Source organism: Paenibacillus sp. BC26, from assembly GCF_900116125.1.
Classification (GTDB): domain Bacteria; phylum Bacillota; class Bacilli; order Paenibacillales; family Paenibacillaceae; genus Paenibacillus_Z; species Paenibacillus_Z lignilyticus.
Window position 1 is genome coordinate 3,393,669 of record NZ_FPAD01000001.1, and the last position, 19,333, is coordinate 3,413,001.

Below are 19,333 nucleotides of genomic sequence, written 5' to 3' on the forward strand. Positions count from 1 at the left end.
TTCTTTTTAATTCAACGTAATCCTGGATATCCCTCTTTTTTCTACAATTTTTTCAAGGTTTATTTAAACGTCCATTACATGGATGAACATGCGCTGGTTGATGTTATTCCGAAAAAATGAAAAAAGGGCAATTAATTCTACATAACTAAAATTCTATCATTCTTTGAAGCTATTGAGTAGTCTCTTTTTGGGAAATACCCTGATTATCTGCGACTTCCGGCGTAAATGATGCATATTTATCCGCAAGCAGCATAGTAATTAGTCCCGGGGGCTGAATTTCAATGACTGCATTCAGCGTTGGGATCTTCTCAGGCAGCAGAGACACCGCCGTAATGACCTCAAATCGCGTCCTGGTGTAGATTTTGATCCGATCCTTGTAAGAGGGGGACGGTTCCGGTTTAATCTCTGAGAAGTCTGCTATGGAGTCTTCCGGGATCGTTGAGAGCGTTTTGCAAAGCTCGGCCAATATCGGGTCATCTGCCTTCCAACCGGACAGAATCGGCTTGTCGACAATCATTTCGGAACCGGCCGCAATCCCTGTGCCGTTAGCCAAAATCGCCGTGATTTCGCCGTTCTTCGACAACGTGTAGGCGACTGTTTCGAACTCCTGCACATGGATCGTGATGCTGCCGGGGAACGATTTGGTCACTTTTACATTCTCGATGGCCTTGATCGTATGCACTCTTGCCTCTAATTTGCCTGCAGATGTTCCAAAGAAGGAATCTCCCGCAGCGATGCCGGCAACCTTGCGGATTTCGGCAGCATTCAGGTAATGCTGGCCTTCGATAGTCACAGTCGCCACCTTGCTTATGGAAGAATTAAAGAATAGTACGCCAAGAATTACGACGAATAATAAGAAAAGCACCGCCAACAGCTTCTTGCCGCTTCTGCGCCGTTTCACGGGTTCGCGCAGCACGGGCATCTTCTCTTGCATAGCTTGTCCCCTCTTTGTATAAACGCAAACGGCTTCCCGCCAATCATGGCAAGAGCCGCTCACGCTTTCTTATATCTGTCCACACTCGTTGTTATGGAACGATTTGATTGTTCGGCACCGGAGAATAGCGGGTAATTCTGGCTCCCAGCCTGCCCAGCATGGTCTCAATTCGGTCATAACCGCGGTCGATATGATGCACCTGTTCCACGACGGTTTTCCCTTGCGCGGCAAGCCCGGCAATGACCAGAGCAGCACCTGCGCGTAAATCCGTTGCTTCCACCGTTGCGCCGTACAGACGTGACACGCCGCGGATGAAAGCGGAGTTCAGATCAACGCGAATGTCGGCTCCCATGCGCGAGAGTTCATCGACATGCTTGAATCTGCCTTCAAAAATCGTTTCTTTCATGACACTTACTCCGTCTGCCAGTGCAAGCAGAACCATTATTTGCGATTGCAAATCGGTAGGAAAAGCAGGATAAGGCGAGGTTACGATGCGGTCAACAGCCTTAGGCCGTGCTGCTGTACCTACTTTGATTATATCATCGTCAACCGTTATTTGAACACCTGTGCGTCTAAGCACATGGATGAGAGAGGTTAAGTGCGAAGGACATGTATTCAGAAGTGTCACCTGCCCGCGCGTTGCGGCAGCGGCTACCATCACCGTTCCGGTCACAATTCGGTCCGGAATGACTTGATAGCGGCAAGGCGTCAGCTTCTCTACTCCTTCGATCGTAATCGTATCCGTACCGGCACCGAAAATCTTAGCACCCATACTGTTCAAGAAGTGCTGCAAATCTTGAATCTCCGGTTCACGAGCAGCATTGCTGATCGTAGTCAGCCCCTCGGCAAGCACCGCGGCCATCATGATGTTCTCCGTAGCTCCGACGCTCGGGAAATCCAGGTGAATTTCCGCGCCTTTCAACCGTTTTGCATAACAGACTATTCGGCTGTCTTCCTCGTCGACCTGCGCCCCCAGCGCCCGAAGGCCGCTAAGATGCAAATCGATTTTCCGTTCTCCGATCGCGCAGCCGCCTGGCTGATATATCGTTACTTCGCCAAACCTTGCTAAAAGCGGCCCCATTAGAAAAATGGATGATCGCATTTGACGCATAAGAGCCTCAGGAATGTGGGAAGAATGCAAGCTTGACGTATCGAGCGTGACGGTTTCGTCCTCGTGCTCTGCTCGGCAGCCAAGTTCGCGCAAAATGTTAAGCATGACGTCGATATCAAGCAATTTCGGTACATGATCGATCGTCACTTTTCCTTCTACCAGCATACTAGCAGCTAAAATCGGCAAAGCGGCATTTTTCGCGCCTTGGATAACAATGGTTCCTGAGAGAGGTTTCCCGCCTTCAATCACCAATTTGTCCAATTTATCACCTCCGGATTACCGCTCACCCATAACCAGTACCTCCGCCACCAGTTCGACTCCAAATTTGTCCTTCACGGTGCTTTGAATGGTTTTCATAAGGGTGAGAACGTCTTCAGCTTTCGCTTGCCCGGTGTTGACAATGAAATTGGCATGCAAGTTCGAGATCTCGGCGCCACCGCAGCGCATTCCCTTGAGACCCGCTTCTTGAATGAGCCTTGCGGCAAAATCATTCGGCGGATTGCGGAACACGCTGCCGGCACATGGCAATTGCAGCGGTTGAGTCAACAGACGACGCTGTTTATAAGTGGAAGTAGTCGACATAATATCTTTGCGCTCTCCCTGCTCAAGCTCAAACACGGCTCCAACGACGATGCCCGGCCGTTCATGCAAGCATGAATGACGGTAAGTGAACTTCATATCCTCTATTCCGTAGCGAACCAATTCCCCTGTTTCCAGTACAATGTCAGCTGATTTGAAGATACGTGACACATCCGACCCGTGAGCGCCGGCGTTCATATAAACAGCTCCGCCTACCGATCCTGGAATTCCCCCCGCGAACTCCAATCCGGATAACCCTTCTTTGGCTGCCAAGACCGACAGCTTAATAAAGGAATAAGCGGCACCTGCATGAACGAGCGTGCCATCAAATCGTACATAATCGAATGCTTCACCCGGTTGAATGACGACGCCGCGGATTCCTTTGTCGCTGACTAGCATGTTGGAGCCGCGTCCGAGATTGGTCCACTGTACCCCATGTTTATGGAGCAACCGGACGACCGACACCAGCTGGTCTTCGTTATTCGGAATAATAAGTACATCTGCCGGTCCACCGATTTTCCAAGTTGTAAATTCGGAGAGTGGCTTGTTAAACAGGACTCTGCCTGCATCTATTTCGCTTAGCTCCGCCAAAAACTGCTCCATCTGTCGTACCTCCTTCTGCTATAGCGATTGAAACTTGCCTGGCGCTCGTTTGTTCCTCCGGGTGGCCCGCCGCCTTGCCGTTAAGCAAAGACTGAGAGGCCCGCCGGGTGACGGTCACGATTATGCAATATACTATGCCTTCCCGCACAGGAGTGTGACAATCGCCTATAGGACAGACTTATTTTTGTCTGGTTGTTAGTTGTTTCAATTCATTGACGATCAGCGCCGCCGAGTCCGGCACGCCCAGTGATTTCGCAGCGGCACTCATTGCCGTCTGCGTTGCCTTACTATTAATAATCTGACTGATTCGCTCGAAGAGGAGCTCACCGTTCAGATTGCGTTCAAGGATCATCTCGGCGGCACCGGCATCTACCAAACTTCTGGCATTCGCTTCCTGATGGTTGTTCGTCACATTCGGCGAAGGAATCAGAATCGATGGGATGCCCAGTGCCGTCAATTCGGCAATCGAGGATGCACCTGCTCTTCCGACCACCAGATCGGATATCGCCAGCACCTCCGGCATGTGATGCAAATACGGCAGCACTTGGAGATGCTCGGAACGTGCCGGCTGCACCTCTTCCATGCGGCGCTTCGTGTTCTCGTAATAGCTTTCACCTGTCACAAACACAAAATGGACGTCTGGCAGCCGCTTAAGCAGCGGTGCCATGTCCACCATGACATCATTTATCGCTTTCGCTCCGCGGCTGCCCCCGACAAGCAGTACGACCTGACTGCCTGCCGGAATGTTTAACCTGGCGTAGCCTTGCTCTTTATCGGCGCGTACGACGCTGGTCGCACATGGATTTCCGGTAAATAACGTATTCGACTGCCGCTTGAATTGCGACAGCGCGTCCTTGAAGCTGACCGCCACGCTGCTGGCATAACGGGAGAGAAATTGGTTGGTCAAACCTGCAACTGCATTTTGTTCATGGATTAGAGTTGGGATGCCCAGCTTTGCTGCGGCATAAATGACGGGTCCGCACACATAACCGCCTGTCCCGACCACGATGTCCGGCTTAAAATCGCGAAGCAGCTGCTTGGACCTCCGAACCCCTTTTAGAAAACGCATGACCGTCCTGACATTCTCGAACGAAAGCTTTCGTCTAAAGCCTGTAATTTCGACCGATTCGAAGGGAATGCCCTGCGCAGGCACGATCCGGCTTTCAAGCCCCTTCGGAGAGCCGATGTACAGGATGGACGAACCCGGCTGCTCTTCCATCACCTGCTTGCCAATTGCAAGCGCGGGATAGATATGGCCGCCTGTTCCGCCGCCTGTCAATACGATACGCATGTATTAGTCACCTCGAGTAACGGGATATATTCAGTAAAATGCCTAACGATGTCAGAAGCAGTGTCAGCGAGGAACCACCATAACTAACCAGCGGAAGCGTGATCCCCGTAACCGGCATCATGCCGATAACAACCCCGATATTAATAAACACTTGAACGGCGACAATGCCGATAATGCCGACGGCCAGCAAACTGCCGAATGTATCGGGAGCTGCAATCGCGGTCCGCATGCCTCGCCATAACAAGATCGCGAACAATGTAATAATCGTAGTTCCGCCAATAAAGCCAAGTTCCTCGGACACGATCGAGAAAATAAAATCCGTTTGCGGCTCGGGGAGATAGCTGAATTTCTGCCTGCTCATTCCAAGGCCAAGACCTACCAGCCCTCCCGGTCCAATCGCATAGAGCGACTGAATCGATTGATAGCCTGCTCCAAGCGGATCCGCCCAAGGATCGAGAAACGCTGTTATTCGCTGCAGCCTGTATGGCGCTGCCAGAATAAGTCCGACAAGGCCGGCTACACCCACTAAGGCAAGCGAACCCAAATGCGCCATACGCGCTCCTGCCGTATAGATAACAAGCAGCGAAGCGCCAATCATGACGGCCCCTGTGCCCAGGTCCGGCTGCATCATGATGAGTCCGAAGGCCAGTCCCATAATGCCGAGCGGCGGCAATAGGCCTTTCGTAAACTGTGTTACCGCCTGTTGTTTATCCGCAAGCAGCTTTGATAGAAAGATCACCATCGCGAGTTTCATAAATTCGGATGGCTGAATACCGAACGAACTGATCCCCAGCCAGCTTCGCGCACCGCCGCGGACGACCCCGATGCCGGGGATCAAGACGAGCAGCAGCATGCCGAAACATATGAATAGGCCGAGCTTCGCCCATTTGCGCCAAATCCAATAGTCTGCGTTCATAGTGACGATCATCGCCCCGATGCCGAGCGCAGCAAACAGCACCTGCCGTTTCACATAATAAAATTTGTCTCCGAATTCATGGAAGGCCAGCACCGCACTGGCGCTGTACACCATAACAAGTCCGATAGCCAAAATGAGTCCAATCGCAATGATCATCCACATATCCGGGGCAGACCTGGCTTTTGCCATAGCGCTAACACCTCTTGCAAGCTTAAGTAGGGACAAGCCCCCTACTTACAAGTTATGCGCCGATTCTTTAAAAATGCGCCCTCGTTCTTCATAGGATTTGAACATATCCCAGCTTGCACAGGCCGGAGACAAGAGAACGGTATCTCCGGGCTCCGCGAGGGCTGCTGCTTCTCGTACTGCCAGCTGCAGCGTGCTTTCGGCGTCCTCCACAGGTTCGACGACTTTAATGGTCGTTAAACCTGCTCGTCTTGCGACTTCGGCAATTTTGCCGCGAGTTTCGCCCAGCGCTACAACAGCTTTCACTTGATCGCGGAAATGCGGCAGCAGCTCCATATAGTCGGAGCCTCTGTCCAGTCCGCCGGCAATGAGTACAATGCGGCGGCCCTGGAACGAACGCAGCGCTATGATCGTAGCTGTTCCATTCGTAGCTTTGGAATTATTGTAATAAGCGATGTCGTTGTGATTGCGCACAAACTCCAGTCGGTGCTCCACCCCGCGGAACCGGCGAAGCGGCTCTATCAACGTTTCGATGCGTGCTCCCGCAGCGATACAAGCAGCAATGGCCGCAAGCGCGTTAGCGGTATTGTGGCGTCCCGGAAGGCCGACTTCATCGACCGGAATGATGGTATGGGACTCGCCTTGCTCATCGCGCCATACAATTTGACGCTTCACGTCGCCGACAGGCTCTGTCAGATCGGCAGGGAACGGCGGGATGACACATAGGCCGTACGTAAGTTCTTTGGTTGTCGAGAAAGGTAAAATTCGTGCACGAATCGTCCCGGCATGCATCAGCTTGCGGCAAACCGGATCATCAGCATTTAGAATCGCCGTATCCTCAGGCGTCTGATTTGCAAAAAGCTTCGCTTTGGACGCCACGTAATCTTCCATGCCGCCGTGATAGTCCAGATGAGTTTCCACTACATTGAGCAGCATGCTGATCCGCGGCTTAAACTCCGTTGTCCCTTTCAATTGGAAGCTGCTTAACTCCGCTACGATCCAGTCCTCGCTTGTTGCTGTCTGTGCCGCTTCGCACAGCGGGGTTCCTATATTGCCGGCTACGATCGGATTAAGCCCTGCTGCTTCCAGCAGTTCGCCCAACCATGTCGTTGTCGTTGTTTTCCCGTTGGAACCGGTAATCCCGATAATTGGCGCAGGCGACAAGAGGTAGGCCACTTCGACTTCCGTCACGACCTCGATCCCCAGCTCCACCGCTTGCTTAACCGGCGCGGACGTATAAGGGATACCCGGATTCTTAACCACCAGCGCCGTATTTGCATCAATGAGATCAGCCGGATGACTGCCGCAAATAACAGAAACACCCAAAGCGACCAGCTCGTCCGCTTCGGGAGATAAATGACGTTCTTTCATATCGTTAACGGTCACTATTGCGCCAAGCTTGTGGAAAATCTTTGCGACGCTGACCCCGCTTCTGGCTAATCCGATGACGACAACCTGTTGATCCTTGTATAAGGATGGGTGTTTCATATATGTAACCACTCCTTCAATTGACAATCCCCCTAAATCCCCCTTTGAAAGGGGGACCCCGAGGGCCCCGGCCCTCTGGACACCCGGAAGGTGTAACGTTCGAGTTTCAGAGTCGCTCCTAGCTCCGGTTGGTGGGGGTGCTCGAAGTCCCTCGCGGGACTAACTTTCATTTTGGCGCTCCCTTGTGACCTACCGTTGCCTTGTCCCTCCGGGACTTGTAAAGAATAGCCGGGTACAAGAGCGGAGCGGGCGGTCGTTGTGTAGAAGCGTCAGCGTTCGTTTGCCATGGATGAATGATTTGTATGGTACTAGCCATGCAAACCAATCATCCTTTGTCCGACGGAATTCAACCATTAGATCATTTACATAATCAAGAATTCCGACGGACAACAGCGATCGAAACAATGATCCGCACGCGCAGTGGTGTACTCCCAGCGTCCCTATCCCTCAGGCTCTTACCTTCCCAGCAGCAAGCCAATCGCCGCGAACACGATGCCGACGAACCAGAAGGAAGTAACAACCTTCCACTCCGACCAGCCGGACAATTCAAAATGATGATGGATCGGGCTCATTTTGAAAATACGTTTGCCTCGCAGTTTGAAAGATCCTACTTGCAGTATAACCGACAGCATCTCCAGAACAAAAACGCCGCCGATAATGACCAGCAGGATTTCGGTTTTGGTCAGAATCGCCACAGCCGCCATACCGCCTCCGATGCCCAGCGAGCCTGTATCGCCCATGAACACCTTGGCCGGATGCGCGTTGAAGATCAAGAAGCCCAGCATCGCGCCGATCATCGTGGCCGAGAAGATCGCCGACTCGTGTTCGCTGGCATGAAGTGCAAGGATGGCGAAGGCCGTGAACGCCACCGCGCCTGTCCCTGCCAACAATCCGTCGACGCCGTCCGTGAAGTTCACCGCATTCGTCGTGCCGAACAGCATGATAACGACAAACGGGTAGTAGAACCAGCCGAAATCAAGCTCCGCGGATGTCCCTGGAATGCCGATCACCGTGCTGTGATTCATTTGATAGAGCAGTACACATATAATTACGGAAAAAATCAGCTGGCCGACGAGCTTTTGCATCGCCGTTAGGCCAAGCGACCGTTTAAATACGATTTTGATATAATCATCCAGAAATCCGACCAGCCCAAAGCCGAGCGATGCAACGAGCAGCACCCAGAAGGAAGACGTTTTATCCGAGAACTTCAGAAACGCCAGCAGCACGGCCAGCATGATAATGATGCCGCCCATCGTCGGGGTCCCTGATTTCTTCAGATGGCTTTGCGGGCCGTCTGTACGGATCTGCTGGCCGAATTTCAACCGTTTCAGCAGCGGAATGAACAAAGGTCCGAACAGTAATGCAAGCATGAAGGAAGCGCCGATTGACAGAAGAATGACCTTTACGTCCATAATTTCACCTCTATGCACGCTGCAGGTCATGGATAATTTCTTCCATGCGCATGCCGCGGGATCCTTTCACCAGTACGAGATCTTCCGGCACCAAATGTGCGCGGAGCCATTCTATAAGTTGTTGCTTGTCTTCGAATGCCTTTACACGATCAGCGTCGCTAAATTGCTTAGCCGCTTCTGAGGCGATATGGAGCGAAAGCGTACCGAATGTCAGTACCCGATCCGCTTTCGACGGATTCACATAGGCGCCGATTTCAGCATGCATCGCTTCTTCATCCGGTCCGAGCTCCAGCATATCGCCGAGGACGAGCCATTTGCAGTGATAACCGGACAGCCCTGCTACGAGATCAATCGCTGCGCGGACGGAAGTCGGACTGGCATTGTAGGCATCATTAAGTAGCATTGCTCCATTATACGCAACACCCGGCTCAATGCGCATCGCTGTCAGCTTCAGCCCGGCAAATCCTTTGCGAATCACATCATCGGGCAGCCCAAATTTCTTCGCTGTGGCAATCGCAGCGAGCGCATTCGATACATTATGCACCCCGGCCACAGGAAGTTCAACGAGCTGAAGCCCATTGTCGCCGCGAACATCGAAGCTTGAAGTCGTAGCGTTCACGATAACGTGCTCAGCCGCCCAACGATTCCCTTCTTGCAGTCCGAAGGTTTGTACTTCTGTGTTTTCCGGCAGTGAAACGTTCTTAAGCCCCTCGTGCAGAAGCGGCTCATCGCCATTGATTAGCAGCAGTCCGCCTTGCTTCAAGCCGGCCACAATTTCAAGCTTCGCTTGGGTGATGCCTGCACGAGAACCAAGCTGGAGCATATGAGATTCGCCGATATTCGTAATGATCGCAACATCGGGTTTCGCAAGTCGAGTCAGCAGATCGATCTCGCCGAACTCGCTCATCCCCATCTCTAGCACAACAACCTCGACGCCTTCTTCTAACGCCAGTAACGTCAACGGCAAGCCGATATGGTTGTTATAGTTGCCATCTGTTTTATGCACGCGAAAAAAGCCCGACAGCAGCGCTGCGACCATATCTTTTGTCGTCGTTTTGCCGTTGCTGCCTGTAACCCCTACAACACGCACCTGCAATTCGTCGCGATAGACGGAAGCAAGCTTCTGCAGCGCTTCTGTTGTGTCGTCCACCAGAATAAGTGGCACTCCGCTCGCCAGCGCTGCAGGAAGTGCTTTATCCCGCTGCCACAGCGTAGCGACTGCGCCGCCTTCTATTGCGCCGCTTGCAAAATCATGTCCGTCAAAGTTATCGCCTTTGATCGGAATGAACAATTGTCCCGGCGATATGCGCCGGGAGTTAATGGAGACGCCGGCAATGCGGATACTGCCGGCATCGGTATCGTTTTGTATTGTTCCACCGCACATGGCGGCAATCTCGCTTAATTTACGTGTAATCACTATGAAAGACTCCTTATCGCTTCTTTTGCCACCTCGCGGTCGTCAAAGTCATACTTGACGCCACCGATATCCTGATAGGTTTCGTGGCCTTTCCCCGCAATTAATACTACATCGTCACGCCTCGCCATTTCAACCGCTTTTTGTATCGCCTCTCTGCGGTCGACTAGCAGCTCATAACGATTCGCCGCGGTACCGTCCTGTTCAAGTCCTGCTTCGACGTCCAGCAGGATACGTTCCGGATCCTCCGTACGGGGATTATCCGATGTAATGATGCAATAATCCGCAAGCCGCGCGGCTATCTGACCCATCAGAGGCCGTTTCGTCCTGTCACGGTCGCCGCCGCAGCCAAAGACGCAGATGACGCGGCCTACTGCAAATTCCTTTACGGCGGTAAGCACATTCTGCAAACCGTCCGGCGTATGCGCATAATCCACAATGACCGCGAACTTCTGTCCGGCTTGCACCGACTCGACACGCCCCGGAACACCGGGGATGTCTTCCAAGCTTTGCTTGATCTGTTTCAGCGACACCCCTTCAATCAGAGCAGCGCTGATGGCGCTTAACGCATTGTACACATTATATTTACCGGCCATACGCAGCGTAATATCCGCAGAGCCGGCGAACGTTTCCACATGAAAAGCAGTCCCGTGCGCAGTTATTCGAACTTTATCGGCACGTACGTCCGCATCATGATCGATGCCGTACGTAACAACCTCAGCTGCCGTAACATCCGCGTACTTCGGCGAGGTTTCATCATCGGCATTCAGCACCGCGAACAAACGATCCTCCGGCGCACGTCCGAATTCATTACCGAGTCGGGAGAACAATAGGCCCTTCGCTGAAGCATACCGCTCCATCGTGGCATGATAGTCGAGATGATCCTGCGTCAGATTCGTGAAGATCGCGATCCGGTAGCGGCTTCCTTTTACCCGTCCCTGCTCCAGCGCATGCGAGGAAACTTCCATGACGCAGTATTCCGTCCCGGCCTCGGCCATGGCAGCAAGCGAACGCTGCAGTTCCAGCGCTTCGGGCGTCGTTCCCGACATCGGCAGCGATTGGCCGGCGTAGCGCATTTCTACCGTTCCGATAACGCCGGTGCTGAACCCGGCATCACTCATTATCTTCTCAATTAAATATGTTGTCGTTGTTTTACCGTTCGTACCTGTAACACCGATCAATCTCAGCTTACGGCTCGGATAATCAAAATAATGATTGGCGATCACGGCCATCGCATATCGGCTGTCTTTGACGATTAGCTGTGGGATGGGCAGATCAAGCTGCCTCTCCACAACGAGGGCAATAGCCCCTCTCTCAACAGCTTCCGCGGCATATTCATGCCCATCAACCTTATGTCCACGCAAACAGATAAAGACGCAGCCGGGCAAGACGCGGCGGGAATCGGTCTCTATACCACCAACCTCCGCGGTCCCTTCACCGACAAGAACAGATGTGAGCAGCAGTGCAGCCAAGTGTTCCACACGCATCGCTTAAGTCCCCTCCCGTGAGCAGATCAAATCTGCGCAGGGCCGCCTATGAAGAAGCAGCAAATTTGGGTCGCGGCCTACTTCATCTATCTATACTCATTATAGTCAGCGAACAGAGCTTTCATCATCGTCTTTTGCTAAATAAATCCGTATGGTTGACCCTCGATCGACTCGCGTACCCGCTGCAGGCGATTGCCTGATCACCGTGTCACCGCTGCCCGCCGAGGTAAGGTTGAAGTTCATATTCAAATCTTCATAGATATCAGAGACGGTCTTGCCGATGAGGTTCGGCACTTCCACGATCGGTGTTTCACCGTATTTATACTCTTTGCTAAGCTGATCCTTCCTCGGAGCAACGCCCATGTACGGCAATGCATCTTCCAAAATATTGTGTACAATCGGCGCGGCAACGACGCCCCCGAATTGAATGCCTTGCGGGTTATCGACCGCGACATAGACAACAATCTTCGGATCGTCCGCCGGCGCGAAGCCGATGAAGGAAACGATATGCTCATTCGGCGAATAACGGCCGTTGATAACCTTCTGAGCTGTACCCGTCTTACCGCCGACACGATAGCCGTCTATGAAAGCATTGCGCCCTGTTCCTTTGGCAACAACGCTCTCCAGCGCCTCTCGCACCTGCTTGCTCGTTTTCTCGGATATGACGTTTCGCACCACTTCCGGCTGCACCGTGCTTACGGTATCGCCCGTCTCCGGATTAATCCATGATTTGGCGACGTGGGGCTTATACAGTGTACCCCCATTGATCGCCGCCGAAACAGCCGTGATCTGTTGAATCGGTGTAACCGACACCCCTTGGCCGAATGCGGTAGTCGCAAGCTCGACAGGTCCGACCTGGCTCATTTTGAACATAATCCCGTTCTCCTCGCCGCCGAGGTCGATGCCGGTCTTTTTACCGAAGCCGAAGTTCTTAATATAATCGAACAGCTTCTCTTTGCCAAGTCTGTTGCCGAGCGCTACGAATCCCGGGTTACAAGAGTTTTGCACAACTTCAAGGAAGGTTTGGCTGCCATGGCCGCCTTTCTTCCAGCAGCGCAGCCTGGCCCCGCCGATTTCAACAGCTCCCGGATCAAAGAAATGCTCGCCCGTGAGATTCACTTTGCCTTCTTCGAGAGCGGCAGCCAGCGTGATGATCTTGAACGTGGACCCCGGCTCGTACGTCATCCAGATGGGCAGATTCCGGTTATAGATCACCGGATCAACCTCGCGGTATTTGTCCGGTTCGTAGGTTGGCCTGCTGGCCATTCCGAGAATCTCGCCGTTCGTAGGATCCATTGCAATGGCAATGATGTCATCTGCTTGAAACTTGACCATCGCTTGATCAAGCTCCCGCTCCATAATCGTCTGAATCTGCTTGTCTATCGTAAGCTCTAAGTTAAGTCCGTCTTTGGGCTCCAAATAGGTATCCCCAGAACCGGGCATCTGCCCGCCACCGGCCGTTGATAGGAAGGATATATTTCCGTTGATGCCTTCGAGCATATTGTCATACTTGGCTTCAATGCCGGTTAAACCTTGATTGTCAATACCGGTAAATCCGAGCACATGCGAAGCGAAGCTTCCGAGCGGATAATAGCGTTTGTTGTCTTCGGCTACCACGATTCCGGGCAAATTAAGATCCCGAATTTGCTGCGCTTTCTCCGTTGTAATTTTGCGACCGCCGGGCTTAAGACTGACTATCATCTGTTTCTTCTTGATCGTTGTATAGATTACATCCTCCGACATATCCAGTACGCCGGCAAGCTGAGCGGCAGTCGACTTGGCATCCTTAATCTGCGCCGGTATCGCCATAACGGTAGGTGAGCTTATATTATACGCAAGCATCGAGCCGTTTCGGTCCAATATCTCGCCCCGCTTCGCCGAGAAAGGGATTTCCCTGCGCCAGGAATCCTCCGCCTTGGCTGCCAATTCCTCGCCTTTCCACAGCTGCACATAACCCAGTCGTCCTGCCAGAAGCGAGAATGCAAGAATGCCAATAAGAAGCGCCGTAAACAGCCTGCGCCTGATCGTCACACTCGAAACCTTCACTTAACATCCCCTCCGAATAGCTCGTAAAACGGGAACGTTCGTCCAACCGTTTCCTAATCCAAGCCTATTCAAAGAAAAAGGGGGTTAGAACAAGCCTATCCCCCAGAAGTCGTGCCCGATTTGCTGTTGTCAGTTCCTTCTTTTGTCGGATCTTCTCCGTCACCTGTCTGCGTGGAGACGTGTTGAGCCGGCGGTGACAGAACAAGCTTAAGCACTTTGGTATCGCCCTGTTTCGCCAAAGACTGCGAGGTTACGAAACCTTCCCCGGTTGTCATGACGCGAATTTGCAAAATGGAGCACATCTCCATCGCGTCACGAAGCGATAAGCCTTTCATATTCGGAATCGGCAGCTTCGTTCTCTCTTCGGTTAAGAGATAGATCCGCTGATCCGGACTGACCGACGTACCTGCCTTCGGAATTTGCTGCAGGACGGTCTTGCCTTTACCGACAACTTCGTAATTGAGCTTATTCGATTTCAATTTGTTTTTCGCATTCGTTAGATCCAGCTTAGCCAAGTTCGGAATTTCGACGGTTTGCTCTTGATTCGGCGTGTTTGAGGCGGTTGTCTTCACTTTGGTAACGGGATCAACGCCCATATGGCGAAGACTTTGCTGCACGATCTTCTTGAATACGGGTGCCATAACCGTACCGCCGGACGCTAACCGATCATTCGGCTCATCCATGACGAGGTAGAGGACGATCTTCGGGTTGCCCACCGGCGCGAAGCCAATGAAAGATATCACGTATTTGTCTTCCGCATATTGGCCGTTGACAACCTTCTGCGCCGTACCTGTTTTTCCCGCTACACGGTAGCCTTCGATATAGGCTCTGCGTCCGGACCCGATCTCCTGGTCAGATACGACTTGCTCCAGGTATTCATCCACTTTCTTAGCCGTTTGTTCCGTGATAACCTGACGGACGACCTGTGGTTTGATCACTTCAACTTTCTTCGAAACCGGATCTTGAATTTCCTTGACCAGATGCGGTACGAGCAGCTTACCTCCATTGGCTACAGCGGCTACGGCTGCAACCTGTTGAATCGGAGTGACTTGAACACCGCCTTGCCCAAAGGCCGCAGATGCAATGTCCCTTGGGTACTTAAATTGGACAAGTCCTGGCTTTTCACCGGATAACTCGATTCCTGTTTTTTGATTAAATCCAAACTTGTTGATATAGTCTCTGAGCTTATCAGCCTTTAGCCCTTCATAGCCCAGCTTTACGAATTCGACGTTACTGGACCGTTTTAATCCTTCCAAATACGTGATGGTTCCCCAGCCTTCACGGTTGATATCATGAATGGTACCGCCGGGTACTTTAATAGCGCCGGATTTGTAGGTCGCGTCCGGGTTAAACATCCCTTCTTGAACGGCGCCGGACAACGTCACGATCTTGAATGTCGAACCCGGTTCATACAAAGACTTAATGGAATGATCGTAAAAGTTCTCTTGCGGTGCAGTCCAGTACGTGTTCGGATCAAAATTGGGCAAATTCGCCATGCCGAGAATCTCCATCGTTTGCGGGTCAGCCGCAATCGCCGTGATGCTCTTCGGCTTATAGGTGTCATACGTTTCTTTGATCGCTTCTTCGATGTAGTGCTGAATCTCAATATCAATCGTCAACTTAACATTTTTACCGTCCACGGAAGGTTTAAAGCTGACGGTCCCATTCTCCAGAATGACACCATTGCCGTCCCGCTCGTACTTAATTTCGCCCTCAGTACCTTTCAACTGATCATTCAGCGAGGCTTCCAGCCCCATCACAGCCTTGCCTTCCTTGTTCTCATAACCGAGAATATGCGAAGCCAAGCTGCCTTTCGGGTAGGAGCGCTTCTGTTGGTCGATCAAGTAGATGCCAACATCCTTGTGGCCGGTTTCTTCTTCGAGCTGATCTCGGAAACGAAGAATCCGATCCGCGACCGACTTGTCGATCTTCCAGCCTTCCTTGCGCACCTCGCGCTGCTGATAGTATTCGCCGTTCTCCTGCTTCGCTTCCACAATCTCACGCAGCGAAATCTGCGATTTGCCAAGCACGCCGCTAAGTTTATTAATGATGACATTTTCCAGCTTCAAATCATGAATGACCTTCGGATTAACCGCAACGGTATAAGCCGCAACATCCATGGCAAGCACATTGCCTTCTCGGTCCGTAATCGTACCGCGAACCGGCACGAGCTTCTCCGACCGCGACCATACTTCTCTTGCTTTATCCGCCCAGAAATCCGCATGTACCACTTGAACCCAGTAGATTCGGCCCGCCAATAAAACAAAAAGGAGGGTGATAAACCCTCCGACCAACAATGTCCGTAATCTAATTCTCTTTGTCATGGCTGTTCACCTATTCCTTGCTGCTCGCGACAGGCGTTTCAACTGAAGGACTTACTGTAATAGGCGTGTCGTCGGTTGGAACGTATCCATACTTCCCTGCAAGATCCCTAATATTCTTCGGGTCTCTCGCCTTCTCGTATTCAGATGTCAAGAAGGCTACCTGCTCGGTCAGTTGCTCATGCTGCTTCGTCAATTGCTTGATTTGAAGCTCCATCTGATAGATTTGCGCATAGCGGAAAATAACGACGCCAGCTACAATCACGCATACGAGAATCGTAAACATGTACAGCAGTTTCTCCTGCACCGGCAGCGACTTCCGTTTAATGACAACTTTTTTGGTCTCGCGGAACTGTGGCCGCTGCTCCGGCTTTCGTTTTGGCTGCAGCGCCAGATTCCCATTCACATATGCCATTGCGATCCCCTCTCCCCTTCTCTGTTACTATTCCATCTTCATCTATGGTGTGTTGTCTTCTATGTCATTTACAATTTCTCGGCAACGCGAAGTTTCGCGGACCGTGATCTCGGGTTCTGCTCCAGTTCCTCTTCGCTTGGCAGAATCGGCTTGCGATTCACAAGCTTTAACTTGCCGCCTCCGCCGCAAACGCACATCGGAAAGTCCGTCGGACAGGTGCATTTTTCAACAAATTTCGCAAACAGCTGCTTGCAAATACGGTCTTCCAGGGAATGGAACGTAATGACTGAAGCTCTGCCTCCGGCATTCAATACGTCTATTGTCTGTGCAAGACCTTCCTCTTCCGCGCCAAGTTCATCGTTAACCGCAATGCGCAGCGCTTGAAACGTACGTTTCGCCGGATGCGGACCTGTCCGCCTTGCAGCAGCAGGTATGCCTGATTTGATGATTTCAACCAGCTCACCGGTCGTTTCGACTCGCTTCTGCTCTCTGGCTGCGATGATCTTGCGGGCGATTGATCTGGCAAACCGCTCTTCACCGTAGTTCGTAATAATACGGGAGATCTCGCGTTCATCCCATGTATTGACAATATCATCTGCCGTCAGCATGCCGTCTTGATCCATTCTCATATCAAGCGGCGCATCGTGATTGTAGCTAAAGCCGCGTTCACCTTCATCGAGCTGCGGGCTGGAAACGCCCAGATCGAACAATACGCCGTCTACGCCGGCAATCCCTAAATCCTTCAGCACATGCGCTAAATAACGAAAGTTGCTTTTTACGAGCGTGACACGGTCCATGTAGGCAGCCAGTCTGACACGCGCGTTGTCGAGAGCCCAGTCGTCCTGATCTAATGCAATAAGTCTTCCTTGGGGTCCAAGCCTGGATGCAATAAGCTCGCTGTGGCCGGCTCCTCCGAGTGTACAATCCACGTAGATGCCGTCCGGTTTAATGGCAAGTCCATCTACTGCTTCTTCTTTTAATACCGTGATGTGTTGAAACATGCTGTAATCCTCCCTGCTCTAAACCCCTCGCTCCACCTAAATGATTCGGCAAGCGAGTTAAAAATTAAAATCAAAATCAACAAGCTTCTCTGCGATATCGTTGAAGGTCTCTTCGGATTGCTTGAAATAGCTCTCCCAGATCGGTTTGCTCCAGATCTCTACGCGGTTCGAAACGCCCAGCACAATACAGTCCTTGTCTAACTTGGCATATTCGCACAGCGTATTCGGTAAGTTTACCCTTCCCTGTTTGTCGAGCTCGCATTCCGTTGCTCCGGAGAAGAAAAAACGGGAGAACGCTCGCGCATCCGACTTCATCATGGGCAGCGATTTCAGCTTCTGTTCAAGCAAGCTCCACTCGCTTTGTGGATAAACAAACAAACAGTTATCAAGTCCTCGTGTGACAACAAAGTGGTCGCCCAGCAGTTCGCGGAATTTAGCCGGGATGATGATGCGGCCTTTCTCGTCAATGCTATGCTGATATTCGCCCATAAACATTGAACCGCTCCACCCCTTCCCCCAAATCCTCCACTTAACCCCACTTTCTACCACTAAGGTTGAACTATTCGCCACCCGCCATTGAAATCCTGCTCCTTAAGCAGGATTTAATAAAATAATTTATGGGATTAACCTTGTTACGGTTTTGAAACTTTTTAGTTCTTTGGATCGTGTACACTGGAAAAGAAATGCTGGATGAATCATACAAAAGGGGGCCTGCCTGTGACCGGCACTTCCGCCTTGACCTATAAAATCAACCTTCTTCGCAAGGTCGAGCTGCTTTGTTATCAAGTAACACATTATTTACTCCGCAGTGAAGAAGAAGCAGCGGCTGCCAGCGAGGAAGCACTGACCGCTCTATTCCGCAATCCAATCTTCTTGGAAGCGTCCGAGGAGGAACGCTCTGCGATCGCCAGAAAAACCGCCATCACTGTTGCCATGCAGCGTGCTGCAGGCAGTGCGCAAACACGGCAAAAAGAGCTGACACCGCATGCCGCCGGGGACATGTGATGCAGCTCTTTGCATGGCTTCTTAGGTCTTCTAAACTTCTGAATCTTCTTTAGCTGGTTCCGCAGCCTCAAGCGCCGGGACTTGTTTTGTGCTGGCAGCCGAATTCAAATTTCGTTTGCGCCGGTTGCTTCGGTAAGCCAAATAAGAAGGAATACCTATGATTGCAGCCAATGCCAATACCGGTAACGCCCCTGCAATGAAGATAAATACACCTTGAATGAACGCGTACACCACATTCGTGCTGCCTGACATGGCATCCGTAATCCGCGTCAGAAACCCTGGATTCTCTTCATCTTTCGCAGTAACAGGCTCCAGCACCTGATACATCCTCAGGTCGATGGTGGAGTATTCCACATTTTTGTCCAAATAACGAATTCGTCCTTTAATCCGCTCAATCTCCGTTTGCACTTCGCCGAGCTGGTTTGAGATTTGGAGCAGATCCGTTGTCTTCGTCGCCTTCTCCATGAATGCGGTCAACCGAGCCTCTACCACTTGACGAGCCTTCAGCCTTGCTTCCATATCGACGTACTCTTCCGTCACATCCGTTCCTTGCGCGCTGCTCTCGAAGCCTTCGTGCTTGATCTTCTCCAGCTCGCTGATGAAGGTATCGAAGCCGGCAGCCGGCACTTTAATCGTGTAGGTGCCGCCTAACTCGGAGGTTGTCTTCTTATCCGAGAAAGAAAGCAAATACCCGCCTGACAAATGAATCAAATTGCGAAGCGAGGTTTGGGCTTTGCCGTAGTCTTCAACTTCCATGTTCACATTCGCTCTGTAAATGATTTTTCGCGTGAAGCTGGACTCGCCGTCCGGAATATTGCTTCCGGTGTCGCTCATTCCGGCAGCGGGCGACTCTTCGGCGCTGGCTGCGGTGTCTGCGGTATTCGAATTCGACGACGAAGTCTCAACAGACTCCGCATCAGCCATCGGCGCCGCCGCCTCCGAGCTCACTGCAGCGTTGTTGCTGGTTGCACTGCCCGCATACCCGTCGCTCGAAGAATTCTTATCGCTGTTACTCGCGGAACAACCTGCCAACATCCATACCATGACTGCAATGCCAACCAGCATCATCCATCTGACGCTTCTCTTTTTTGCTGCGCCTTTGCCATGAAGCATGTTCATGATAC

The 19,333-nt window shown here is 51.8% G+C and carries 16 protein-coding genes; 1 reads left to right on the forward strand and 15 read right to left on the reverse strand.

Annotated elements, in window-relative coordinates:
* Window positions 1-169: 169 nt before the first annotated feature.
* The 14 genes from BM412_RS15355 to mraZ all read right to left on the reverse strand — a co-directional run bounded on the left by BM412_RS15355 (window position 170) and on the right by mraZ (window position 17,699).
* A complete protein-coding gene (locus tag BM412_RS15355) occupies window positions 170-934 on the reverse strand; it encodes a cell division protein FtsQ/DivIB (protein WP_091219511.1) in 765 nt (254 codons plus the stop codon).
* Window positions 935-1,025: 91 nt separating this feature from the next.
* Complete coding sequence (gene murA, locus BM412_RS15360) at window positions 1,026-2,306, reverse strand: UDP-N-acetylglucosamine 1-carboxyvinyltransferase (protein WP_091219514.1); 1,281 nt, start codon at window positions 2,304-2,306, stop codon at window positions 1,026-1,028.
* Window positions 2,307-2,321: 15 nt separating this feature from the next.
* Complete coding sequence (murB, locus tag BM412_RS15365) at window positions 2,322-3,227, reverse strand: UDP-N-acetylmuramate dehydrogenase (protein WP_091219517.1); 906 nt, start codon at window positions 3,225-3,227, stop codon at window positions 2,322-2,324.
* Between the two features lie 178 nt (window positions 3,228-3,405).
* Entirely contained in the window at window positions 3,406-4,518 is a 1,113-nt protein-coding gene (murG, locus tag BM412_RS15370) for an undecaprenyldiphospho-muramoylpentapeptide beta-N-acetylglucosaminyltransferase (RefSeq protein ID WP_091219520.1), read from the reverse strand.
* Between the two features lie 7 nt (window positions 4,519-4,525).
* Window positions 4,526-5,623: a stage V sporulation protein E gene (spoVE, locus tag BM412_RS15375; RefSeq protein ID WP_091219522.1), complete on the reverse strand. Its 1,098-nt coding sequence runs from the start codon at window positions 5,621-5,623 to the stop codon at window positions 4,526-4,528.
* A 45-nt stretch (window positions 5,624-5,668) separates the two neighbouring features.
* The gene (murD, locus tag BM412_RS15380) at window positions 5,669-7,108 is read right to left on the reverse strand and encodes a UDP-N-acetylmuramoyl-L-alanine--D-glutamate ligase (protein ID WP_091219525.1); all 1,440 of its coding nucleotides are present in this window, start codon (window positions 7,106-7,108) and stop codon (window positions 5,669-5,671) included.
* Between the two features lie 455 nt (window positions 7,109-7,563).
* On the reverse strand, window positions 7,564-8,520 hold the full coding sequence (gene mraY, locus BM412_RS15385; protein WP_091219528.1) for a phospho-N-acetylmuramoyl-pentapeptide-transferase: 957 nt from the start codon (window positions 8,518-8,520) through the stop codon (window positions 7,564-7,566).
* Between the two features lie 10 nt (window positions 8,521-8,530).
* On the reverse strand, window positions 8,531-9,937 hold the full coding sequence (gene murF / locus BM412_RS15390) for a UDP-N-acetylmuramoyl-tripeptide--D-alanyl-D-alanine ligase (protein ID WP_256256322.1): 1,407 nt from the start codon (window positions 9,935-9,937) through the stop codon (window positions 8,531-8,533).
* The gene (locus BM412_RS15395) at window positions 9,937-11,421 is read right to left on the reverse strand and encodes a UDP-N-acetylmuramoyl-L-alanyl-D-glutamate--2,6-diaminopimelate ligase (RefSeq protein ID WP_091219530.1); all 1,485 of its coding nucleotides are present in this window, start codon (window positions 11,419-11,421) and stop codon (window positions 9,937-9,939) included. Before BM412_RS15395 ends, murF begins: the two co-directional genes overlap by 1 nt.
* A gap of 105 nt (window positions 11,422-11,526) precedes the next feature.
* On the reverse strand, window positions 11,527-13,467 hold the full coding sequence (locus tag BM412_RS15400) for a stage V sporulation protein D (protein WP_091219533.1): 1,941 nt from the start codon (window positions 13,465-13,467) through the stop codon (window positions 11,527-11,529).
* A 95-nt stretch (window positions 13,468-13,562) separates the two neighbouring features.
* A complete protein-coding gene (locus tag BM412_RS15405; protein ID WP_256256324.1) occupies window positions 13,563-15,725 on the reverse strand; it encodes a penicillin-binding transpeptidase domain-containing protein in 2,163 nt (720 codons plus the stop codon).
* Between the two features lie 76 nt (window positions 15,726-15,801).
* On the reverse strand, window positions 15,802-16,203 hold the full coding sequence (locus tag BM412_RS15410; protein ID WP_091219539.1) for a septum formation initiator family protein: 402 nt from the start codon (window positions 16,201-16,203) through the stop codon (window positions 15,802-15,804).
* Window positions 16,204-16,271: 68 nt separating this feature from the next.
* Window positions 16,272-17,204 carry a 16S rRNA (cytosine(1402)-N(4))-methyltransferase RsmH gene (gene rsmH, locus BM412_RS15415; RefSeq protein WP_091219542.1) on the reverse strand — a complete coding sequence of 311 codons (933 nt, stop codon included), beginning with the start codon at window positions 17,202-17,204 and terminating at the stop codon, window positions 16,272-16,274.
* Window positions 17,205-17,261: 57 nt separating this feature from the next.
* A complete protein-coding gene (mraZ, locus tag BM412_RS15420) occupies window positions 17,262-17,699 on the reverse strand; it encodes a division/cell wall cluster transcriptional repressor MraZ (protein WP_091219544.1) in 438 nt (145 codons plus the stop codon).
* A gap of 195 nt (window positions 17,700-17,894) precedes the next feature.
* Here mraZ and BM412_RS15425 point away from each other — a divergent pair, with 195 nt between their 5' ends.
* The gene (locus BM412_RS15425; protein WP_143111633.1) at window positions 17,895-18,209 is read left to right on the forward strand and encodes a hypothetical protein; all 315 of its coding nucleotides are present in this window, start codon (window positions 17,895-17,897) and stop codon (window positions 18,207-18,209) included.
* Between the two features lie 30 nt (window positions 18,210-18,239).
* On the opposite strand, the gene BM412_RS15430 is transcribed toward BM412_RS15425, so the two are convergent.
* The gene (locus BM412_RS15430; RefSeq protein ID WP_091219550.1) at window positions 18,240-19,328 is read right to left on the reverse strand and encodes a DUF4349 domain-containing protein; all 1,089 of its coding nucleotides are present in this window, start codon (window positions 19,326-19,328) and stop codon (window positions 18,240-18,242) included.
* Window positions 19,329-19,333: the final 5 nt, after the last annotated feature.

Excerpts from the sequence above, each read along its gene's own strand:
- murB (WP_091219517.1), bottom strand. The coding sequence starts at position 3,227 with ATGGAGCAGTTTTTGGCGGAGCTAAGCGAAATAGATGCAGGCAGAGTC.
- BM412_RS15430 (WP_091219550.1), bottom strand. The coding sequence starts at position 19,328 with ATGAACATGCTTCATGGCAAAGGCGCAGCAAAAAAGAGAAGCGTCAGA.
- spoVE (WP_091219522.1), bottom strand. The coding sequence starts at position 5,623 with ATGGCAAAAGCCAGGTCTGCCCCGGATATGTGGATGATCATTGCGATT.
- mraY (WP_091219528.1), bottom strand. The coding sequence starts at position 8,520 with ATGGACGTAAAGGTCATTCTTCTGTCAATCGGCGCTTCCTTCATGCTT.
- BM412_RS15425 (WP_143111633.1), top strand. The coding sequence starts at position 17,895 with ATGAATCATACAAAAGGGGGCCTGCCTGTGACCGGCACTTCCGCCTTG.
- mraZ (WP_091219544.1), bottom strand. The coding sequence starts at position 17,699 with ATGTTTATGGGCGAATATCAGCATAGCATTGACGAGAAAGGCCGCATC.
- rsmH (WP_091219542.1), bottom strand. The coding sequence starts at position 17,204 with ATGTTTCAACACATCACGGTATTAAAAGAAGAAGCAGTAGATGGACTT.
- murG (WP_091219520.1), bottom strand. The coding sequence starts at position 4,518 with ATGCGTATCGTATTGACAGGCGGCGGAACAGGCGGCCATATCTATCCC.
- murD (WP_091219525.1), bottom strand. The coding sequence starts at position 7,108 with ATGAAACACCCATCCTTATACAAGGATCAACAGGTTGTCGTCATCGGA.
- BM412_RS15410 (WP_091219539.1), bottom strand. The coding sequence starts at position 16,203 with ATGGCATATGTGAATGGGAATCTGGCGCTGCAGCCAAAACGAAAGCCG.
- BM412_RS15355 (WP_091219511.1), bottom strand. The coding sequence starts at position 934 with ATGCAAGAGAAGATGCCCGTGCTGCGCGAACCCGTGAAACGGCGCAGA.
- BM412_RS15395 (WP_091219530.1), bottom strand. The coding sequence starts at position 11,421 with ATGCGTGTGGAACACTTGGCTGCACTGCTGCTCACATCTGTTCTTGTC.